The organism is Sinosporangium album (assembly GCF_900100605.1).
Lineage (GTDB): Bacteria > Actinomycetota > Actinomycetes > Streptosporangiales > Streptosporangiaceae > Sinosporangium > Sinosporangium album.
This window is the reverse complement of the sequence record NZ_FNCN01000003.1, coordinates 89353-107985: the sequence shown is the minus strand read 5'-3', so window position 1 is coordinate 107985 and position 18633 is coordinate 89353. Positions and strand designations below refer to the sequence as shown.

At 69.3% G+C, this 18633-nt stretch carries 14 protein-coding genes and 1 tRNA gene; 8 read left to right on the top strand and 7 right to left on the bottom strand.

Annotated features, from left to right (window positions below; translation table 11 throughout):
- Nucleotides 1-212: 212 nt before the first annotated feature.
- The 6 genes from BLQ73_RS03880 to BLQ73_RS03855 all read left to right on the top strand — a co-directional run bounded on the left by BLQ73_RS03880 (nt 213) and on the right by BLQ73_RS03855 (nt 9545).
- Nucleotides 213-1949: a serine/threonine-protein kinase gene (locus BLQ73_RS03880; protein ID WP_245690774.1), complete on the top strand. Its 1737-nt coding sequence runs from the start codon at nt 213-215 to the stop codon at nt 1947-1949.
- A gap of 66 nt (nt 1950-2015) precedes the next feature.
- Nucleotides 2016-2975: a quinone oxidoreductase family protein gene (locus BLQ73_RS03875; RefSeq protein ID WP_093168279.1), complete on the top strand. Its 960-nt coding sequence runs from the start codon at nt 2016-2018 to the stop codon at nt 2973-2975.
- Between the two features lie 83 nt (nt 2976-3058).
- Nucleotides 3059-4159, top strand: a complete 1101-nt coding sequence (locus BLQ73_RS03870; RefSeq protein WP_143020111.1) for a serine hydrolase — start codon at nt 3059-3061, stop codon at nt 4157-4159.
- 221 nt (nt 4160-4380) lie between these two features.
- Entirely contained in the window at nt 4381-5376 is a 996-nt protein-coding gene (locus tag BLQ73_RS03865; protein ID WP_093168277.1) for an endonuclease domain-containing protein, read from the top strand.
- Nucleotides 5377-5379: 3 nt separating this feature from the next.
- A complete protein-coding gene (locus BLQ73_RS03860; protein ID WP_143020110.1) occupies nt 5380-6072 on the top strand; it encodes a hypothetical protein in 693 nt (230 codons plus the stop codon).
- Nucleotides 6069-9545 carry an ATP-binding protein gene (locus BLQ73_RS03855; RefSeq protein WP_218125611.1) on the top strand — a complete coding sequence of 1159 codons (3477 nt, stop codon included), beginning with the start codon at nt 6069-6071 and terminating at the stop codon, nt 9543-9545. Before BLQ73_RS03860 ends, BLQ73_RS03855 begins: the two co-directional genes overlap by 4 nt.
- A 91-nt stretch (nt 9546-9636) precedes the next feature.
- On the opposite strand, the gene BLQ73_RS03850 is transcribed toward BLQ73_RS03855, so the two are convergent.
- Complete coding sequence (locus BLQ73_RS03850; protein ID WP_176955263.1) at nt 9637-10125, bottom strand: hypothetical protein; 489 nt, start codon at nt 10123-10125, stop codon at nt 9637-9639.
- A gap of 317 nt (nt 10126-10442) precedes the next feature.
- Here BLQ73_RS03850 and BLQ73_RS03845 point away from each other — a divergent pair, with 317 nt between their 5' ends.
- Nucleotides 10443-10922 carry a winged helix-turn-helix domain-containing protein gene (locus BLQ73_RS03845; RefSeq protein WP_093168274.1) on the top strand — a complete coding sequence of 160 codons (480 nt, stop codon included), beginning with the start codon at nt 10443-10445 and terminating at the stop codon, nt 10920-10922.
- A 131-nt stretch (nt 10923-11053) separates the two neighbouring features.
- Here BLQ73_RS03845 and BLQ73_RS03840 read toward each other — a convergent pair whose 3' ends face one another.
- The 3 genes from BLQ73_RS03840 to BLQ73_RS03830 form a co-directional block, all read right to left on the bottom strand.
- Complete coding sequence (locus tag BLQ73_RS03840) at nt 11054-12574, bottom strand: cobyric acid synthase (protein WP_093168273.1); 1521 nt, start codon at nt 12572-12574, stop codon at nt 11054-11056.
- A gap of 92 nt (nt 12575-12666) precedes the next feature.
- Entirely contained in the window at nt 12667-13770 is a 1104-nt protein-coding gene (locus tag BLQ73_RS03835; RefSeq protein ID WP_093168272.1) for a cobalamin biosynthesis protein, read from the bottom strand.
- Nucleotides 13771-13885: 115 nt separating this feature from the next.
- Nucleotides 13886-14638 (bottom strand): phosphotransferase enzyme family protein, encoded by a 753-nt coding sequence (locus tag BLQ73_RS03830; protein ID WP_245690773.1) that lies wholly within the window; start codon nt 14636-14638, stop codon nt 13886-13888.
- Between the two features lie 708 nt (nt 14639-15346).
- On the opposite strand from BLQ73_RS03830, the gene BLQ73_RS03825 reads away from it, so the two are divergent.
- A tRNA-Arg gene (locus BLQ73_RS03825) sits at nt 15347-15423 on the top strand.
- 52 nt (nt 15424-15475) lie between these two features.
- Here the strand turns inward: BLQ73_RS03825 and BLQ73_RS34910 are convergent.
- From BLQ73_RS34910 to BLQ73_RS03810, 3 genes are all read right to left on the bottom strand, one after another.
- On the bottom strand, nt 15476-15895 hold the full coding sequence (locus tag BLQ73_RS34910) for a tyrosine-type recombinase/integrase (RefSeq protein WP_420819989.1): 420 nt from the start codon (nt 15893-15895) through the stop codon (nt 15476-15478).
- Between the two features lie 18 nt (nt 15896-15913).
- The gene (locus BLQ73_RS03815; protein WP_093168269.1) at nt 15914-16516 is read right to left on the bottom strand and encodes a serine hydrolase; all 603 of its coding nucleotides are present in this window, start codon (nt 16514-16516) and stop codon (nt 15914-15916) included.
- A gap of 685 nt (nt 16517-17201) precedes the next feature.
- A complete protein-coding gene (locus BLQ73_RS03810; RefSeq protein ID WP_245690772.1) occupies nt 17202-18617 on the bottom strand; it encodes a ferredoxin reductase family protein in 1416 nt (471 codons plus the stop codon).
- Nucleotides 18618-18633 lie beyond the last annotated feature (16 nt).

The window sequence follows — 18633 nt, the reverse complement described above, 5'->3', positions numbered from 1 at the left end:
GCTTGTCTCCCCCCTTGCGGCTTGGCGGTTAGGGCCACCCGGGGGAAGGTCAGGTGATATCTCGAACATATGTTCAGCGGCCTCATGAACGCAAGTCGACGCGGCCCACCGGCACGCCTCCAGGCTGGGGACATCCAGGGCTGCGCGTGCATTTGCTGGATAGGCTGATCTCTCGCAAAACAGCAGTAAAGGCTTAGCGGTAAGGCGAATGCGTGAACAACCTCGGTCCTGGTGATCCCCCTTCGATCGGGCGCTATCGGCTGCTCGGCAGACTGGGCCGCGGCGGCATGGGAACGGTCTACCTCGGTGAGGACGCCTCAGGTCAGAGGATCGCCATCAAGGTGATCAATGCGGAGTACGGCCAGCATGAGCAGTTCCGCACCCGCTTCCGGCGGGAGGCCGACGCGGCGCGGCGGGTACGGCCCTTCTGCACGGCGGCGGTCCTCGAAGCCGCGCTCGACGGCGACCAGCTCTACGTCGTGACGGAATACGTGCCCGGCCTGAACCTTGAGGAGTCGATCAACCAGTTCGGCCCGCTGCGCGGCTCCAACCTCGACGCGCTCGCGGTCGGCGTGGCGACCGCCTTGACCGCGATCCACGGGGCCGGGGTGATCCACCGCGATCTGAAGCCGTCCAACGTGCTCCTCTCCCCCGTCGGCCCGCGCGTGATCGACTTCGGCATCGCCCGCGCCCTGGACACCCTGGGCGGCGTCACCGCCACCGGCGAGATCATCGGCACACCCCGCTACATGGCTCCCGAGGTGCTGCGGGGCGAGCCGATCACGCCCGCGTGCGACGTGTTCTCCTGGGGGTGCCTGGTCGCCTTCGCCGCCTCCGGACACCACGTGTTCAACGGCGAGGCCATCCCTTCCGTGCTCCACCAGGTGCTCAACACCGAGCCGGTGCTTGAGGGGCTGGACCCGGGGCTGCGCGAGCCCGTGGCGAGGGCGCTGTCCAAGGACCCTGCGGCGCGGCCCACGGCCCAGCAGCTCCTCGACCACCTCGTGGGGCGGACCGCCCCCTTCGAGCCGTCGACCGCGGTGGCCGCGGACGGGCGGCACGGAGGCGACACGCAGGCGCCGACCAGGCCGTGGACCGGGGGAACGCCGGCCGCGGCGCAGGCCGTACCGCCGCCGTGGCCGCCGGCGGCGGCACCTCCGGCAAGGCCCGTGAAGCCCCGTCGGCGGCTGTTCGCGGTGGCCGCCGCCGTCACCGGGGTAGTGGCCGCCGTCGGCGCCGTCGGCGCCTACGCGCTGACGTCCGGTGGCGGGCCTCCGGACGACCTCAAACTGCTCTTCCACGATGACTTCACCCAGAGCGGCACCGGCTGGGCCGGAGGCACCTACGACGCGTCGTATATCTACGCGGCGAACGGATACGCTCCAGGCGGTTTCTACGCCATCGACGTCAACGGGCAGCAGAAAGCCTCCGCCAGTGAGGAAGCCCCCATTCCGTACGTCGCCGTGCAGTCGGCCACCCCGCAGCCGTTCGCCACTCCCGCCCCGGCCGTGCCGACCGTGCCGGGTCATCTGCTTCTCGGCGTCGACACCTCGCTCCGCGGCACGCCCGTCGGCAACGGAGAATACGGGCTGTTCTGCGCAGGCGCACCGGACAACAAGGTGACGCGCTACGAGTTCCTGCTCGACACGAAAGGCCAGGCACGGGTGCGCAGGGTCGTGGAGGGCCGGGGTATGGACCTGGGCGCGCCGATCGCCGTCAAGATCGACCACACGCACAACACGCGGATCCAGGCGGAATGCGACCAGGTCGACGGTGCGATGCACCTGGCCATGTGGGTGAACGGCTCACGCGTGCAAGAAGTGGACGACGACAACCCGCTCAAGCCGGGCAACGTCGGCATCGTCGTCCGGGTCGGGCAGAAGACGAACGCCAAACTCAAGACATCGTTTGACAACTTCACCATGCACGGGCCCCAGCCGCCGCCCTGACCCCGCTGTACGATCAACTTTCCCACGTCCCGCTGTTTCTCGTGTCCCGCCAAAGGAGCCGTTCCCATGCGCGCCATCGTCGTCTCCACCCCCGGCGGCCCCGAGGCCCTGCAGGAGCGTGAGGTCCCCACCCCCGCGCCCGGACCCGGCGAACTGCTCGTCGACGTCGCCGCGGCCGGCGTCAACTTCATCGACATCTACCACCGCATGGGGCGCTATCCGCTGCCGACGCCGTTCACGCCCGGCACCGAGGGCGCGGGCATCGTCGAGGCCGTCGGCGAAGGGGTCACCGAGGTGAGCCCGGGCGCCCGGGTGGCGTGGGCCGGGCCGCTCGGCGCCTACGCCGAGAAGGCGGTGGTGCCGGCCTCGCAGGCCGTCGCCGTACCCGAGGGCGTCGACCTCGACGTGGCCGCCGCCGTCATGCTCCAGGGCATGACGGCGCACTACCTCTCCCACTCCACGCACCAGATCCGGCCGGGCGACACCATCCTCATCCACGCCGGAGCGGGCGGCATGGGGCAGCTTCTCACCCAGATGGCCAAACTGCGCGGCGCGCGCGTCATCACCACCGTCTCCACCGACGACAAGGAACGGCTCTCGCGCGAGGCCGGCGCCGACGAAGTGCTGCGCTACGAGGGATTCGCCGACGCCGTGCGCGCGCTCACCGGCTCCGGGGTCGACGTGGTCTACGACGGCGTCGGCGCCGCGACCTTCGACGGCAGCCTCGCCTCACTGCGCCCCCGCGGGCTGCTCGCGCTGTACGGCCAGGCCAGCGGCCCCGTGCCCCCGGTCGACCCCCAGGTGCTCAACGCCGGCGGCTCCCTGTTCCTCACCCGGCCCACACTGGTCCACTACGTCGCCACCCGCGAGGAACTCGTCTCCCGCGCCGCCGACCTGTTCACCTGGCTCGCCTCCGGCGACCTCAAGGTCAACATCTTCCAGCGCCACCCCCTCGCCGACGCCCGCCGCGCCCACGAAGACCTCGAAGCCCGCCGCACGACGGGCAAATCGCTGCTCATCCCCTGATCTGTCCGCCGGCCTGGGCGGGGTGGCAGATGCCACAATATTTCACTTCTCCGGAATTCCGGATTTTCGAGTAGTGTATGGCCATGTCACGCATCGCAGTCCTCTCGCTTTCCGCCATCCTGAGCGTCGCCGCGGCATCCACCGCCCTTCCGGCCTCCGCGTCCTCCCGGTCGGCCACCGAGGCGATCTCCACGTCACTCTCCGGGTCGACCTTCAGACCGGCCTCCACGACGGCCTCCGAGCCGGAGATCAAGACGCCCGAGGACGTGCTCGCCTACCTCGCTGCGAACAAGGACAAGGTTTCCCTCGTCGCTCGCCCCGGGCTGAACCACAACAGCACCAAGGAATTCCCGTTCGCCTCCACCTTCAAGCTCTTCCACCTGGCCGCCTATGTGACGGCGGTCCACAAGGGCACGATCGATCCGGAGGAGAAGGTGCCCATGGCCACGTGGAAGGCCTACCACCTGCCCGGCACTGACGGGGGCGCCTACGACAACGCCGTCAAACGCCTCAAGCCCGGCACGACGGTCACGATCGATCAACTCGTCTCCGCAATGATCATCGAAAGCGACAACGCCTCAACCGACTACCTCCGGCACCGCCTCGGGGAACGCGCCCTGATCGCCGCGGCCAAGACCGGAGGCGGCCCCGCGCCGCGACAGGTCAACACCATCAACGGCGAATCACTGCGTATGGCGGGCTGCCAGAAGACCGCGGACCAGTGCCTCGCCGACCACGTGGCCAAAGGAGGCAACACCACGCCACCCACGCTTCCCGACTTCGCCACCCAGGCGGCCTGGGCCAATACGGTGACCCTGGCCCAGCCCAGGACGGTGGCAAAGTTGATCAATGCCATCGCCCGAAACAAATATGTCTCGGCGGAGGCGTCCGCGCTGGCCCGAAAGCACCTCGAGTGGCCGATGCGCAATGGATTCCAGCACCCGAAAATCGCGGCCCTGGGCACTAAGGGTGGCATGTTCCCCGGAGTGCTGTCCGAGGCGGCTTACTACATCCCGAAGGGCAAGGGCCGGGCCCGCACCATCGTGCTGGCCATGCGCGACATGTCGGCCTCCACGTGGGCATCGGCCGTGACAAGCTACGCCCACCAACTGTTCCTGCTCCGCCTCGCCACCGACCCCACCTACTTCGCCAAGGTCAAAGCGGCGCTCACCGCGCCTCGCTGAACAGGCACCCGCGGATTTCACGGCGGATGAGCTCCACATTGCGCGTGGAGCTCATAATCACCTGCCGGCCGGTCTGAACGGGAGGAATGCTCGTGATTGGACAATCTTCGCGGCTTCCTCCAAAACACCTGCGTTGTTCCCGCGCCCGCGTATAGCCTCGGCAATGGTCAAGGATTCGAAAACTGGGGTACGGCGTGGCGCGGTCGTGGGCGGAACTGCCAATGGGCCGTGTCGTGTGCCTTCACGGCGTTCCCGCCGTACCGCCGGACGGGCTCCCGGCCGTCGTCACGTGCGCCGTCGGCGCGCCCCGCTCCCCCCTGGACACGGTCACGGCGCTGCTCCACGGGTTGGAGGAGGCGGCGTTCGACCTGTTCCCAGCCTGGCTGCCCGATGCGCGGGGCATTTCCGGCCCCGGCGGGGCCGGGGTCGCGGCGGTGCGCGCCGCCGCGACCCGTACGGCCCGCCGGAACGGCCACTTCAGCCCCTTCCTGGCGGACCTCGCCGAACGGGCGTTGCGCCGTACGGCATGGCGCACACCACGTTTTCCCCTCGAAGTGCGGGCCGTCGGCCTCGCCCGCGTGCTCGCCGCCGGCTTCGGGCGTTCACACGCGTCGGCCCTTGTCCATGTGCCGGGAGGGCTGTCGCCCAGCTCGGAAGAACACCTCGTCGCGGGGTGTGAATGGTTGGCCCGCCATGGAGGGCTCGGCGTGTGGCTCACGGGGGCGCCGCTTACCACCGTGGACCGCGTCCTGACGGTCACCCTCGCCACGCTCACTTCGGGCTCGGGGAACACCGCGGTTGAGGAGAAGCCCTCCGCGGACTTGATGCCGCCCCTCCATCCGCCCCTCTTTCCACCCGTCGCGGGAGCGCCGCATCCCGCGAGCGCCGCCGAGCAGGCGTTGGAGGCGGCCCTGCTGCCCCGCCGCTGGGCGGCGGGGCGGGCGTGGAACCAGACCTATCTGCCGCACCCGCTCGCCGAGCCCATCCGCGTCGACCTCATGTGGGCGGCGGAACGCTGCGTCGTCGAAGTCGACGGGCCCGACCACTGCGCGCCGCCGAAATACGCGGCGGATCGGCGACGGGATGTACGGCTTCACCTGGACGACCACGTCGTCCTGCGCTTCACCAATGAGCAGGTGCTCACCGATATCGAAATCGTGGTGCACCAGATCGAACGGTTGTTGCGGCTCCGCCGTCTTGGAAAACCGGAAGGATAGGCGATGTCTGACAATGCCCTACGGCTGCCTGAGGCTGCGGTTCTTGTGGTTCTGATGGCGGAAGCCCGGGAGATATCCAATCCCGAGCTTAAAACCCTGTACGGCGTGACGCTCGACGGCAAGAGCCGTCTGCGCATGAACGACATGAAGCTCGTGGACAGTTGGAAGGAGCGGCGGGCGTTCGTCCACGTGCTGACCGACGCCGGATGGGCTCGCATGGGCGAGGAGATCCGCGAGGGCACGCTGCCGGTGGGCACCGGGTCGTCGGGGGCGATGGTCCGAGCGCTGGTCACCGGGCTGCGCGGTTTTCTGAGACGCGACGACTTCAGACTCGCCGACGTTTTCCAACCGAACGATAGCGACGACACCGACGTGGACGCGCCGGAAGCGGAGCTCGACGCGGCGGCCCATGTCCATGTCGGCACGCCGGTGGAAGGGCTCGAAACGCGGATCCGCGCGGCCTATCTCGAACTCGCCGGAGAATACGGGCAGTGGGTTGATCTCGGCTCTCTGAGGCCCCTTCTCGGGGACGCGACGAAAGCCGAGGTGGATCGGGCGCTAGTGCAGTTGGAACGCGCCCCCGACGTGAATCTCGTTCCGCAGTCCAATCAGAAGATCCTCACCGCGGTTCAGCGGGAGGCCGCGGTGAACATCGGCGACCAGGACAAGCATCTGCTGTGGATCGGTGCGCTGTGACGACGCCGGATGTGAACGCCCTATCCGCGCTCAAGTTCAACTGGGCCGTTGTCCCCGACGACGTGTGGCGTCCCTCTTCTTACTATGTGGAGGAACTGCACCGGGAGACCGGCAGGCTGTTGCGCGGCGGCCTTGCCGAGGCGCGGGAAAGCCGCGATGCGAGCCCCATCGGCATGGTGATCCAGGGGCAGCGCGGCACCGGGAAGACTCATTTCCTCGGATGGGCGCGTCAAGAGGTCCAGCGTGAGGAAGGCTACTTCTTCCTCGTCGGTCTCCTCGATGCCAGGAACTTCTGGGAGAGCATCGTCGTGTCCATGCTCGACGGGCTGGCACGTGAACAGGACGACGGGAGAACCCAGCTCACCGTTTTCCTGGATCGGCTGTCGTCGCTGATCGCCGTATCCCGCATGGTGCGCCGTTCCATCCTCGGTAGTTCACCTCTGACGCGCGAGGCTCTCGACAACTTCATCAAGGCTCTGCGCCACCACGACCGGCACATCGGCCATGAGGTGCAGCACACCGCGCGTGCCCTGGTGCTGCTCGCCTCGTCCGACCTCGGGTTGCAGGATATCGGTTCCACTTATTTGTCCTCCCTCGCCGACGAGGATCCGGGCGAGCGGGCCGCGTGGGGCATACGGCAGGCGCCCAAGTCCCCGCAGGAGATCGTGAAGGACCTGTCCCGCCTGCTTGCGCTGACCGGACCTTCGGTTATCGCCGTCGACCAGATCGACACGCTGCTGGCGCAGTCCACGATCCTCACTGAGGCCGTCCAGCCCGCCGATCCGGCCGAGAGCCTCATGGTGGAGCAGGTCGCCGGAGGGTTGATGACCCTGCGTGAGGTCACGCGGCGCACGCTGCTCGTCGTCACCTGCCTGCCGGTCGCCTGGATGTTGATCGAGAAGACCGCGACGGACAGCGTGCCGGACCGGTTCCGGCAGGCCGCCCAGCTGATGACGATCCCCGATGTCCAGAGCGCGATCTCCTTGATCGAGCGAAGGTTCTCGGCGAGGTTCCAGGAGCTCGGGGTGACTCCCCCGTATCCGACGTGGCCGGTGAAACCCTCGGCCTTCGCGGGGGCTCCAGGGTTCACTCCCCGCCAGCTCCTCATCAAGATCGACGCTCATATCCAGGCGTGTCTGGCCGAGGGGACGGTCAGGGAACTGGAGAGCCTGAGCGACCCCACGCCCGCAGGAGGCGCGTCGCCCGTGTTCCCGGCCCGGTTGCCCGCCGGGGAGGGGGGCGGGGGTTCCGGCTCCGGCGCGGGCACCCCCTCGGGGACGGCCTCTTTCGCCGCCACCGGCGCGGGCGGAAATCTGGCGGCCTTCCGCTCATGGGCGGAAAGCTCACGCAACGGCCAGGAATGGGTTGAGGCGGCGCATCAGGGCGAGGGGTCGGACGGCGGGGAGCCGTCAGGGACGGGGGCGCAAGCCGTACCCACGGCTGACTTGGCGGCCATCGACGAGCGTTTCACGAAATTTCGTGAGACGGCGGATGTCCTGGACGCCCTCACGCCCGCCGGGGAGGACGCCACGATGCCCGGGCTGCTGGCAGCCGGGCTCACGGCCTGGATCATGGAGCAGGGCGACGCCGGGCGGGTCTTCACCCAGGACCCGGCCCCGAGCGCGAAGCCTGCCCTGCACGCGAGGCTCCGCCGCAGCCTCGACGAAGCCACGGAAGATGAGGCGCACTGGGCGTTCCGCGCCATCTCCACGGACAACGCGAACGCCGCGCTACACCGCGTCCGCGCCGCCTGCGTCACGGCGGGTCTGAACGCCGGGGTGTCCAAGCGGCGGCTCTTCCTCCTGCGCAATGCGGCCTGGTCGCACGGGCCGCGAACGCAGGAGGTGATCGCGGCGTTCGAGCATTCGGGCGGCACCGTATTGCCTGTCGCCCCCTCCGACCTCGCGGTGCTGGCCGCGCTGCGCGATCTACTCGCGGACAACCCGCCGGGCCTGGCGGAGTGGCTCGCGGAGCGGCGGCCCACCCGCGAGGTGACGCTGCTCAGGGAGGCGCTGCGGGAGGCGCGGATCGTGCCCGGCGAGGTCTACGAGGACACGCCGGATATCACCGACACGGACGACCGTGAGCGAGAAACGCGGGACGCGCCCGTCGAGGAGCAGGACAGCCCCGACGGCGGGGGGACGCCGGCGCCGAGCTATGTGCCGACCGCCCCGGCGTTCGTGCCGTCGCGGCCCGCCGCCCACGCCACGTTCCCGCCGACGATGCCCGACACGGGCATCACGCCGTCGGTCACCATCGGCAAGACCATCATCGGCGACACATCCGTCACCATCGAGCTGGAGGCTCTCAGAAAACACGTCGCGATCTTCGCCGGGTCGGGCTCGGGAAAGACCGTTCTGATCCGCCGCCTCATCGAGGAATGCGCACTTCACGGCGTCTCGGCCATCGTGCTCGACCCCAACAACGACCTCGCGCGTCTCGGGGACCCGTGGCCGTCGGCTCCGCCGTACTGGAACGCGCAGGACCAGGCCAAGGCGGAACGCTATGTCGCCGAGACCGACGTCGTCATCTGGACTCCCCGCCGAAGCGCCGGACGCCCCCTCAGTTTCCAGCCCCTCCCCGATTTCTCCGGTGTCGTGGACGACGCCGATGAATTCAACGAGGCGGTGGAGGTGGCCGTCGCCTCCATAGTGCCGCGGATCAAACTCGACGGGCGTACGGCCAAAGCCCAGTGGGGCCAGGCCGTGCTCCGTGAGGCGCTCCGCTATTGCGGCCTGCGCGGCGGCACCACGCTCAAGGGTCTCGTCCAGGTGCTCGCCGCCCTGCCGTACGGCGTGAGCGAACTCGGCAACGCCGAGAAAATCGGGGCCGACCTCGCCCAGACCCTCACCGCCGCCATGGTGAACGACCCGCTGTTCGGCGGGGAGGGCACCCCGGTGGACCCCGCCCACCTGCTCACCCCTCCCCCGGGCAAAAAGGCTCGCGTGTCGGTGATCAACCTCGCCGGGCTCCCCACCGACGAGCAGCGGCAGAGTTTCGTCAACCAACTCCAGATGGCGTTGTTCGCCTGGATCAAACGCCACCCGGCGGGCCACCGTCCGCTCGGCGGCCTGTTCGTCATGGACGAGGCGCAGACCTTCGCCCCGTCGGGCGCCATGACGGCCTGCACCCACAGCACGCTGGCCCTCGCCTCGCAGGCCAGGAAATACGGCCTCGGGCTCGTCTTCGCCACCCAGGCCCCCAAGGGGCTGCACAACCGTATTCCCGGGAACGCCGCCACGCAGTTCTTCGGCCTGTTGAACAGTCCCATTCAGATCAACGCCGCCAAGGAGATGGCCCGTGCGAAGGGCGGTGCCGTACCGCACATCTCGCGTCTCGCCCCCGGCCGGTTCTATTCCGCGCTCGAAGGCAACCCCTTCCTCCAGGTGCAGACGCCGATGTGTCTCACCCACCACCCTCAAAGCCCTCTCACCGCCGAAGAGGTGATCGACAGAGCACGACGGACTCTGTGACGACGACCCCTGTAGCGGCGAGCGCCCCCGCCCTTCTCACCCGAGTGAGAAGGGCGGGGGCGCTCTCGCACGGACTGGCAGCGGGTCCGCTCTAGTCGATGTAGAACGCCTTCCCCAGGAGCTTCTGCCCCGGGGATTCCTTTTCGAGCGCGACGACGATGGAGAGTTCTCCAAACCGCTTCTTGGCTCCCCTTCCGCCATCAGGGAGATAGCCCCGCACGTCCGAGGTGCGGGCGTCGACCCATGCGTTCTTCTTAAAGTCCGCCAGCACGGAGGCGACCGACGTCTCGGGCGGGAGTTCGATGTGAAGCCATCCTCCGCCGCCTGAATAGCAGTCGTTCATCGACGAGATCGAGGGTGCTCTGTCTTCCAATATCGGAGCCACCGCCTTGCGGAGCTCGGCGACATCGTGGGCCACCGCCTCGCAGTCCCACCGTCTCAGCTCCGTCTCACCGCAGCCCGACAGGATCACGGAAGCCGCAAATAGCACAAATCCGAAAATCCTTAGCGGAACACGGGTACTCACACAAAACCCCCTTCTGCCGTTTCTGGCATCAAGCCGGTGTGGCACTGTTTCCATACGCTTCTTATAGCGCTTTTCAAACGCGCCGAGAATCGATTCTCATCCTGCTATGCCGCACGCGTCTTCCCGGTCTCATCGGGCAGATTCATCCCAAGCCGATATGACGGGTTGCGGGAGAACGATGACCCGGAGCAGTTCGGGTAGAGCTATGCTCACCAGCAGTGGTTGATCCGTTTAGCGCCTGTCTCCGCCTAGATCGGCGAGGACGCGCGGTTTCGAAGTGAGGTTGCGCCCTGCCCACCACGGAAGAGCAGCTGAAGGCCCTGGAAGCCCGGGTCGCGGCACTTGAGGCCGCGGCGGTCAAGCAGGCGGGCATGCAGGCGGGCATGCCACAGGCCCCCGACGACTCCGGGCTCGTGGCCTATGGCGGCGAAGTCAAGATCTCGGGCTATGAGTGGAGCTGGCAGATGGCGCGCAGCCCGTCGGTGCTGCTCAGCCTGCCCGCCGCGCCGCTCGCGGCCGTCCTCGCGGCCGCCGGCCATCCGGCGCGGTTCGAGATCCTGCGGATCCTGATCCGGGGCCCGCGCCCCATCGCCGAACTGCAGAGCGAGCTCGGCCTGTCGTCTCCGGGGCAGCTCTACCACCATCTGAAGACGCTGTCGGGGGTGGGCCTGATCCACCAGCCGGAGCGCGGTGTTTACCAGGTGCCGGGGAAAATGGTGTTCCCCGTGCTGGCCTTCGCCGCCGCGGCCACCGATGTGGCCGGCCCTGCCCTCAATGCCGCCCTCGCCGATCAGGGACATCCGGGGAGCGAGGCGGCTGCTCCCTTCAACCCGCCGCCCAACTCGCCATAATCACGTCCTGCCCCCGGCCCTACTAATACTCGCCTTTTGCCGTCACAGCCACCGGACCAGGGCGATATCAGCGCGGAATTCGTGAACACGAACCCATCCCCTTGATTGGGGTTTCGGGGATATTTCCGTATTTAATGGATGAGCATGCCCGCCGGCGGCAGGACCGGGAGGCCCTGCGGCGTGCCCTCGGTGATGAGGCGCAGCAGGGCCTCGGTGTCGAGGTGGTGTTCGACCAGGTCGCCGAGGGCGTCGAGGCGGCGTTCGCGCTCGGCGGCGAAGTCGGTGCCGGGGGCCGGGGTGAAGTCGCGGCCGGCGACCGCGGCGACGTCGCTCAGGAAGGCGCGGCGGAAGTCATCGTTCTCCAGCGCTCCGTGCCAGGTGGTGCCCCAGACGGCCCCGGCGCGGCACCCGTCGAGGAACGGCTCCGCGCCGTCGTCGAGGGTGACGACGCCATGCCTGATCTCGTAGGCCGCCACCCGCCGGCCGTACGCCTCACCGACGGGTCTCCCGAGAGTCTTGTCCGGCTTGAACACCACGGTGGCGGGCAGCAGCCCGAGACCGTCGACGGGGTCGGGACTGTCGGGGGATTCGACGGTGTCGTGAATGCTGCGCGTGAGCATCTGGTATCCGCCGCAGACGCCGAGCACCGGCCGCCCGCGCGCGGCCCGGTCGGCGACGGCGCCGGCGAGGCCGGTGCGCCGCAGCCAGGCGAGGTCGGCGAGAGTGGCCTTGGAACCGGGAAGGACGACGAGGTCGGCGTCGTCGAGCTCGGCGGGCGAGGTGACGAACCTGACGAGCACCCCCGGCTCGCCGGCCAGGGCGTCGAGGTCGGTGAAGTTGGAGATGCGCGGAAGCCGTACGACCGCGACGCGCAAGGTCTGCCTGCCGTACGGCGCGAGCCCGGCCGAGGCCGGGCGGCTCTCCAGCGCGAGGGAGTCCTCCACGTCCAGCCAGAGTCCGTCGAGCCAGGGCAGGACGCCGTAGACCGCGCGGCCGGTGGCGGCGCGGATCATGTCGAGCCCGGGGGCGAGGAGCTCGGGCGCGCCCCGGAACTTGTTGATGACGAACCCGCTGATCAGCGCCTGGTCGGCCGCGTCGAGCAGGGCCACGGTGCCGTGCAGGGCGGCGAACACTCCGCCCCGGTCGATGTCGCCGACGACGATCACGGGGAGCCCGGCGTCGCGGGCCAGGCCCATGTTGGCGATGTCGCCGCGGCGGAGGTTGATCTCGGTGGGGCTGCCGGCGCCCTCGCAGACGACGATGTCGTAGTCGTCGCGCAGGCGGGCGAGCGAGGCCAGCGCGATCTCCCGCAACCGGTCTTTGACCTCGTAGTACTCCATGGCGTCGACGTCGGCGAGCGGCCTTCCCAGGACGACGACCTGGCTGCGCCGGTCGCTACCGGGTTTGAGGAGGATGGGGTTCATGTCGGCGGTGGGTTCGATGCCGGCGGCGCGGGCCTGCATGGCCTGGGCGCGGCCGATCTCGGCGCCGTCGCTGGTCACGAAGGAGTTGAGCGACATGTTCTGCGCCTTGTACGGCGCGACGCGCACTCCTTGACGTGCGAGCCACCGGCAGATCCCGGCGGTGACGATGCTTTTGCCCGCGTCGGAGGTCGTGCCCGCCACCAGCAATGCACCCCTGGGGTTGCCCATGAACGCCTACCTTGTCGTGTTTCGATAGCGTCGAGACTCTTTCATGGCCCAATGGCCACGATGTCACCGGCCTACGCCGGTGTCACACCGCGTCAGCGGCAGTTCGATCTCACGGCGAATCTCATGGCAGATCTCATGGCGGATCTCACAGCGGATCCCGCGGTGGATCTCATGGCGACGGCGGCGGCCACGCCGGCCGCGGCCAGGGAGACGGCTCTGGCCAGCCGCACCGATCTGCGGATGTCGGAGACATCGGGCTTGCGGCCGTCGCCCATCTCGGGGCGGTGCTCGACGCGCGAGCCGTACACGTTGACGCCGCCGAGCGTCACCCCGAGCGCCCCGGCGAACGCCGACTCGCAGCGACCCGCGTTGGGGCTCGGATGCCGGTGGCCGTCGCGCGCCAGCACCCGCGCCGTGCGCCGCGGCGAGCCGCCGACCAGCGGCGACGCAAGCACGGCAAGAGCTCCAGCGGCCCGCGCCGGCACAAGGTTGGCCGCGTCGTCGAGGCGGGCGGCGGCCCACCCGAACCGCTCGTAGCGCGGCGAGCGGTGCCCCACCATCGCGTCCAAGGTGTTGACCGCGCGGTAGGCGAGCAGGCCCGGCACGCCGGCCACCGCCCCCCACAGCAGCGGGGCGACCACGGCGTCGGAGGTGTTCTCGGCGACCGACTCCACGGTGGCCCGCGCCAGCTCGGCGGCCTCCAGCTCCGACGGATCGCGGCCGCACAGGTGGGACAGCCTGGCCCGGGCCCGCGGGAGGTCGTCGGCCTCCAACGCCTCGGCCATGGCCACGCCCTCCCGGGCGAGGCTGGTGCCGCCGAGGACCGCCCAGGTCGCGGCGGCGGTCACGGCCGCGCGGGCCAGGGGGCTGCGGCGGGTGGCCCGTTCGGCGGCCACCCCGACCACGGCGACGGCGCCCACGCACAGGGCCGTGTGGGCCACGCCGTAAGCCTTGGCGTCGCCGTAAAGCCGACGTTCGAGGGCAGCGGCGGCCCGGCCGAACAGCGCGACGGGGTGGCCCCTGCGCGGGTCGGCGAAGACGGCGTCGAGCGCGACCCCGGCGAGCAGGCCGAGGGCGCGGGGAGCGGGCAGGCGCGAAGCCGCCGAGCCCAGGGCGCGGGAAGTCGGCGCGGCGCACCTCACCCAGCCCGCGAAGCCCACTGCACGGGGCTCGGGAGGCGGGGGCGCGGCCGTCATGGGACCTGAGGGTACCGCAGGGAGGGGTGCGCGGTTCACGGGACGGGGCCAGGCGGGGGTGTCCCCGGGGGGGACCCGCGCCGCCCCGGTGCGGTGCGGTGGCGGACTGGGCAGGTCAGACGAGGTGGGCGTGCAGGGTTTCCTCGTGCTCGTCGAGCCAGGCGGAGGCGCGGCGGAGGCGCTCTCCCGCGCCCTGGGCCCACATGCGGGCCCAGCCGCCGCCGTGGGTCTCGGCGCGTTCGCGCATGGAGGCGTAGGCGCGGGTGAAGCGGAGGCGGGCGACCTCGGTGAGGCGACGGCGGTCACGGGGGCTCATGCCGTACGCGTCGCAGAAAAGGCGCACCCTGGCCGGGACGTCGAGCGAGCGCTGGAGCGGGTCGCGGTCGACGGGGTCGGCGAGGGGCGCCCAGTGTCTCAGCGTGGTGACGACGTCGAAGAGGCGGGTCGTGGGTCTGGCCAGGTCAAAATCGATCAGCGCATAAGGCAGCCAGTCGCGAAAAATCACGTTCTCCGGGGTTATGTCGCAATGGCCGATGACTTCAGGGTCGGCGTCGTCGTTCGAGCCCTTCTCCCACACCGCGTCGCGGGGCGGAACGAACCCCTCCGTGGCATCGTGCAGCCGCCGCAGCAGCTCCGCGAGGGCTGCCAACGACTCCTCCCCCACCACGTGGGGCCGCAGCGGACGCGAGACCGTCTCGCCCTCCACGTAGGTGAGCACCTCACGGCCCAGCTCATCGACCCCCAACACGCGCGGGGCCTGCGTGAACCCCTCCGCCGCGAGGTGGCGCAGCAGCGCGTGCACGGCTCCGGTCGAGGCGCGCGCGGGCCTGCGGACCGTGGCTCCGACCCGGACAACGCCCTCGGTCACGTCGCCCCCGGTCAGAGGGATCTCCGCTCGGCCTTCATGACTCGTGGAACAGAGATCACGTTGCAGTGTCGCGCCGACCATGCGACCGCAGATTACCGGAGTGGGAGCGATTTCGGGGGGCAGTGAAGACAAATATCAACCGGTCACAGGGACAACGGATACTGGTATCCAAGCAGGTGGATAACTACCCTTACAAGCACGTTGAAGGGCAGATCCATCCTTATCGCGATAGCCGTACCGCCCGTGCGCCCTCCCCTGCCGTCGGTCCCCGCCACGGCCCCCACCGGCCCGGCCGTACACATATCGCCACCTCGGGGATCATCGGGACCACCGTACGGACTCCGTCCCGGCTTCCCGAAGGCCCCAAGCCATGGGCCAAGGCCGCGCGCGACCCGCCCATAGATTCCCTTGACGGCGACAAGTATCGGACCGGCCCGGAGACAGCCTCGCCCGAGACCGCCGAACGGCGCGTACGGCTCCCGCCCATGGACGCGACCGCGCCGTACGACATCATGTGGGGCGCTCATCCTGATCGACAGGCGAGACCCTTCTGTCACAATCGGGAAATACATGGCAAAGTTCTCATGGCCTCCCGCCGCATCCGCCCCGGTCAGGTTTGGTACACCCCCGTTCCCGACAGGGGTGTGAGACACGCCAACCGAATCCGGATACGTATTCACTCCCAGGATCATGCACAATTAGGCGAGAGCGCCCTTAGCTCAGCTGGAGAGAGCATCGGACTTCTAATCCGACGGTCGCAGGTTCGAATCCTGCAGGGCGCGCCAGGTGCGGAGGTGATCCACGCGTGGTCCGGCAGACCATTGCCGGACCATCCGGTCAGGAACCTGTCCTCCGTGACCGACGTGGGCTGATCGCCACGGTCGCCTCAGCGGCTGCCTGAGTCGGCTCGGGCAGCACTGAGGCGTAGGTATCTGCGGTGAAGCTGTGACGCGAATGCCCGAGCATCGCCGAGATCTCCTTCATATCCACACCGGTCGCCAGTCCGAAGGTCGCCAAGCAGTGGCGGAGATCGTGGAATCGGATGGATGGCAGGCCGACCCGGCGCACGAGGATCTCGAATTCGCTGGGAAATAAACTCCTCCCGCGGCGGCTCGCCGAGCCTCCGGGTGAACACCACCTCGGACTCTGCCCACGCCTTCCCTGCCCACGCCTTCCCTGCTCGCAGCCGACCAGGTGCGCGCCCAGGAGGCACGGTGGCTGTGTGCGGACGTGATGTGGGACGTGGGTCAAGGCCACCAGGTCGTAGGGGGAAGGTCAGGAGAAGGCGGCCAGCGCGATGCCCAGGGTGCGCTGGTTCTGACCGGAGGCCTTGGCGTCGGTGGAGTTGACGGAGTAGACCAGCGTCCTGCTCAGGTCGCGGGTGGCCCCCACGCCGGCCGCGTACCCGTAACGGGCGCCGGTCTTGCCGTAAGCGACGATCCCGCCGGGCAGCACCATCCGGCTCAGGCCAGAGGTGTATATAGCCGGCTGGTTGCCGCACTCGTCGTGCATCATCACGCCGGGGACGGTGAACATCGCTTCGAGCTGCGCAGGCTGCACGACCTTGCCGGAGAACAGCGCCTTGACGAATCTCTCCAGGTCCGCCACCGTCGAGATAAGGTCGCCCGAGGCCCAAGTGGAGGTGACGCTGGAGTCGGTCATGTCCACCACGTGGCCCTCGCCGTAGGGGATGGCGTCCTCGAACCCGGCGGGCACCGACTGGTAGCCCTTGTGGGCGGGGGAGGTGGGCGTGGGCGCCTGGGTGAGCGTGCGGGCCTTGGCCGGCGTGGCCGCGTGGGCGGCAGCCGAAGGCACGGCGGTCGAAGACGTGACCGCCATGGCGGCAGCGAGGGTGAGACAGGCCAGGGTCGGTTTCACGGCAAATCTCCATGTAGGAGCTAGTCGATCGGACGGTGCACCACCGTAGTGATCGCCTGCCGTCTGGCGCATCGCCGGTGCGACCGATTTCTCTTCTTTCTCCTCGTTCTCATGAGCGAGTTCGGACATCGCCGGTACCGGTGATGTCCGGTACCCCTGTCGAGGCCGACGCTGTCCTCCATCCTGCTCCCCATGAACGCTCGCGTTCCGGCGACGCAGGTGGCGAACCGCTCACAGCTTCGCTGCGGAGTGCCCGCCCATCCCCATATTTCCGTTATCGCCGGTCGGCCGGCGGGTCTCCTAGGAAGGAGCAGATGGCGTCCGTCCGCCGGGCGTGCCCGAAGAGGGGGAGGCGCGGGACATTGGCAACGAGGGAGGCCATGTGGCGCCCGTATGCCCGCGTACGCGCCCGTTCTTTCGCCCATGCGATGCCGTGTCGTCGGCTCCCCGCATCCCCCGACGAAGGATTTCATCTCTCATGAGCGAGATTGTTCAGCGTTGTGCCGCACCGGTTCGCGGAGCCGCTTGGCAGGTTCGCCGTGTCCGGCTCGTAGGCGTCCCCGCCTTCATCATGGGCGCATCTCTGGTGAACGGCGCCGCTCCAGCCGGCGCGGCGGAGGTCCCGCTGTCGCAGAACCGTCCGGCCACCGCCTCCTCGATGGAGCGCGCCCCGGTATAACAGCGTTCAGAAGTCGAAGCATTCGATGTGGATGCGGCGGCGGGGAACGCCGGCGCGGCGCAGGGCGTGTCGCGCCGCCGTCGTCATCCCGCTCGGGCCGCACAGATAGACGTCGTGCTCGGGCAGGCCGGGGATCAGGGCCCGCAGGGCCCGACCGGTCAGGGGGACGGACCTGCCGTTGGTGGAGCCGTACGGGTCGTCCACCGTGTAGTGGATGTGGGCGCCGCGTCTCTCGGCGATGGCGTCCAGCTCGCTGCGGAGCACCAGGTCCTCGTCCCTGCGGGCCAGGTAGACCAGGGTCACCTCGCCGGGCAGCGTCTCGAACAGGGCGCGCAACGGGCTGATGCCCACCCCGCCTCCGATGAGCAGTACGCGCCGCCGGCGCAGCCGCGCGGCGGTGAGCGCGCCGTAGGGGCCCTCGGCCCAGACCCGGGTGCCGGGACGCAGGTGAGCCAGCGCGCGGCTGTGTTTCCCGACCCCCTTGACCGTGATGCGCAAGAAGCGGGGGTTGGCCGGGGCGGAGAGCGAGTAGGGGTTGGCGGTCCACCACATGCCCGGAGTGAGGAACCGCCACCGCAGGAACTGGCCCGGCTCGGCGTCCAGCTCGTCCAAGTGCTCGCCGGTCAGGTAGACCGACACCACCTCGGGCGACTCCACCCGCACGTGCGCGACTCGCAACCGGTGCCGCAGGGCACGCCGTACCGGGGTGAGGAAGCGGTACCAGATCAGCGCCCCGCAGACCGCCAGGTAGAGCGTCCACCAGAACAGCCCCATGAGCGGGTTCGCGTCGAAGTCCGGGCCGGTGAGCTGGTGGGCGAATGCGAGAAAGACCGCCCCGTAGGTGGCGAAGTGCAGGTAGTGCCAGACCTCGTAGCTGACCCGGCGCCGGACCTCGCGCATCGAGATGACCGCGACACCGGCCAACAAGATGATCGCGACGGTCGCCTCCAGTAGGGCCGGGCCGGTCAGGACAAGTGTGAGCGCACCGTCGAACGGGCCGACACCATTGCGTACGGCGTACGCCGCCGTGGCGAATGTCATGTGGATCAGCGACAGAGAGATGGTGTACCGGCCGGCCGTCGCGTGCCAGCGGGCCAGTCGATCGGTGCCGACCCCGCGGTCCAGCGCCGGGATGCGGGCCATGAGCCCGAGCAGCACGGCGCAGAGGTATCCGGCGAGTAGCCCGGTGAGCCGGCCCACCCAGCTCAGCCAGGCAGCGAGCCCGGTGACCGAGCCGAGCTCGCTCCAGCAGCCCGCGGTCGCGGCGGCCACCCCCGAGTAGATGAAGAGGATGACCACCCGGTCCAGGTTGGCGCGCGTACCGGCAGGTGAACGGTCGGGAGCCTCGCGTCGCCGTCGCCGCCGTCGGCGTAAGCGTGTGCCGGAGACGCGGACGGTGTGCTGGTCGGCGGTAGTGCGCACGTTGCCTCTCTGGGGT

Bases quoted from the DNA above. Each gene is read 5' to 3' on its own strand.
- BLQ73_RS03875 (WP_093168279.1), top strand. From the start codon at position 2,016: ATGCGCGCCATCGTCGTCTCCACCCCCGGCGGCCCCGAGGCCCTGCAG.
- BLQ73_RS03870 (WP_143020111.1), top strand. From the start codon at position 3,059: ATGTCACGCATCGCAGTCCTCTCGCTTTCCGCCATCCTGAGCGTCGCC.
- BLQ73_RS03865 (WP_093168277.1), top strand. From the start codon at position 4,381: ATGGGCCGTGTCGTGTGCCTTCACGGCGTTCCCGCCGTACCGCCGGAC.
- BLQ73_RS03860 (WP_143020110.1), top strand. From the start codon at position 5,380: ATGTCTGACAATGCCCTACGGCTGCCTGAGGCTGCGGTTCTTGTGGTT.
- BLQ73_RS03850 (WP_176955263.1), bottom strand. From the start codon at position 10,125: ATGGAAACAGTGCCACACCGGCTTGATGCCAGAAACGGCAGAAGGGGG.
- BLQ73_RS03845 (WP_093168274.1), top strand. From the start codon at position 10,443: ATGCAGGCGGGCATGCCACAGGCCCCCGACGACTCCGGGCTCGTGGCC.
- BLQ73_RS03840 (WP_093168273.1), bottom strand. From the start codon at position 12,574: ATGGGCAACCCCAGGGGTGCATTGCTGGTGGCGGGCACGACCTCCGAC.
- BLQ73_RS03835 (WP_093168272.1), bottom strand. From the start codon at position 13,770: ATGACGGCCGCGCCCCCGCCTCCCGAGCCCCGTGCAGTGGGCTTCGCG.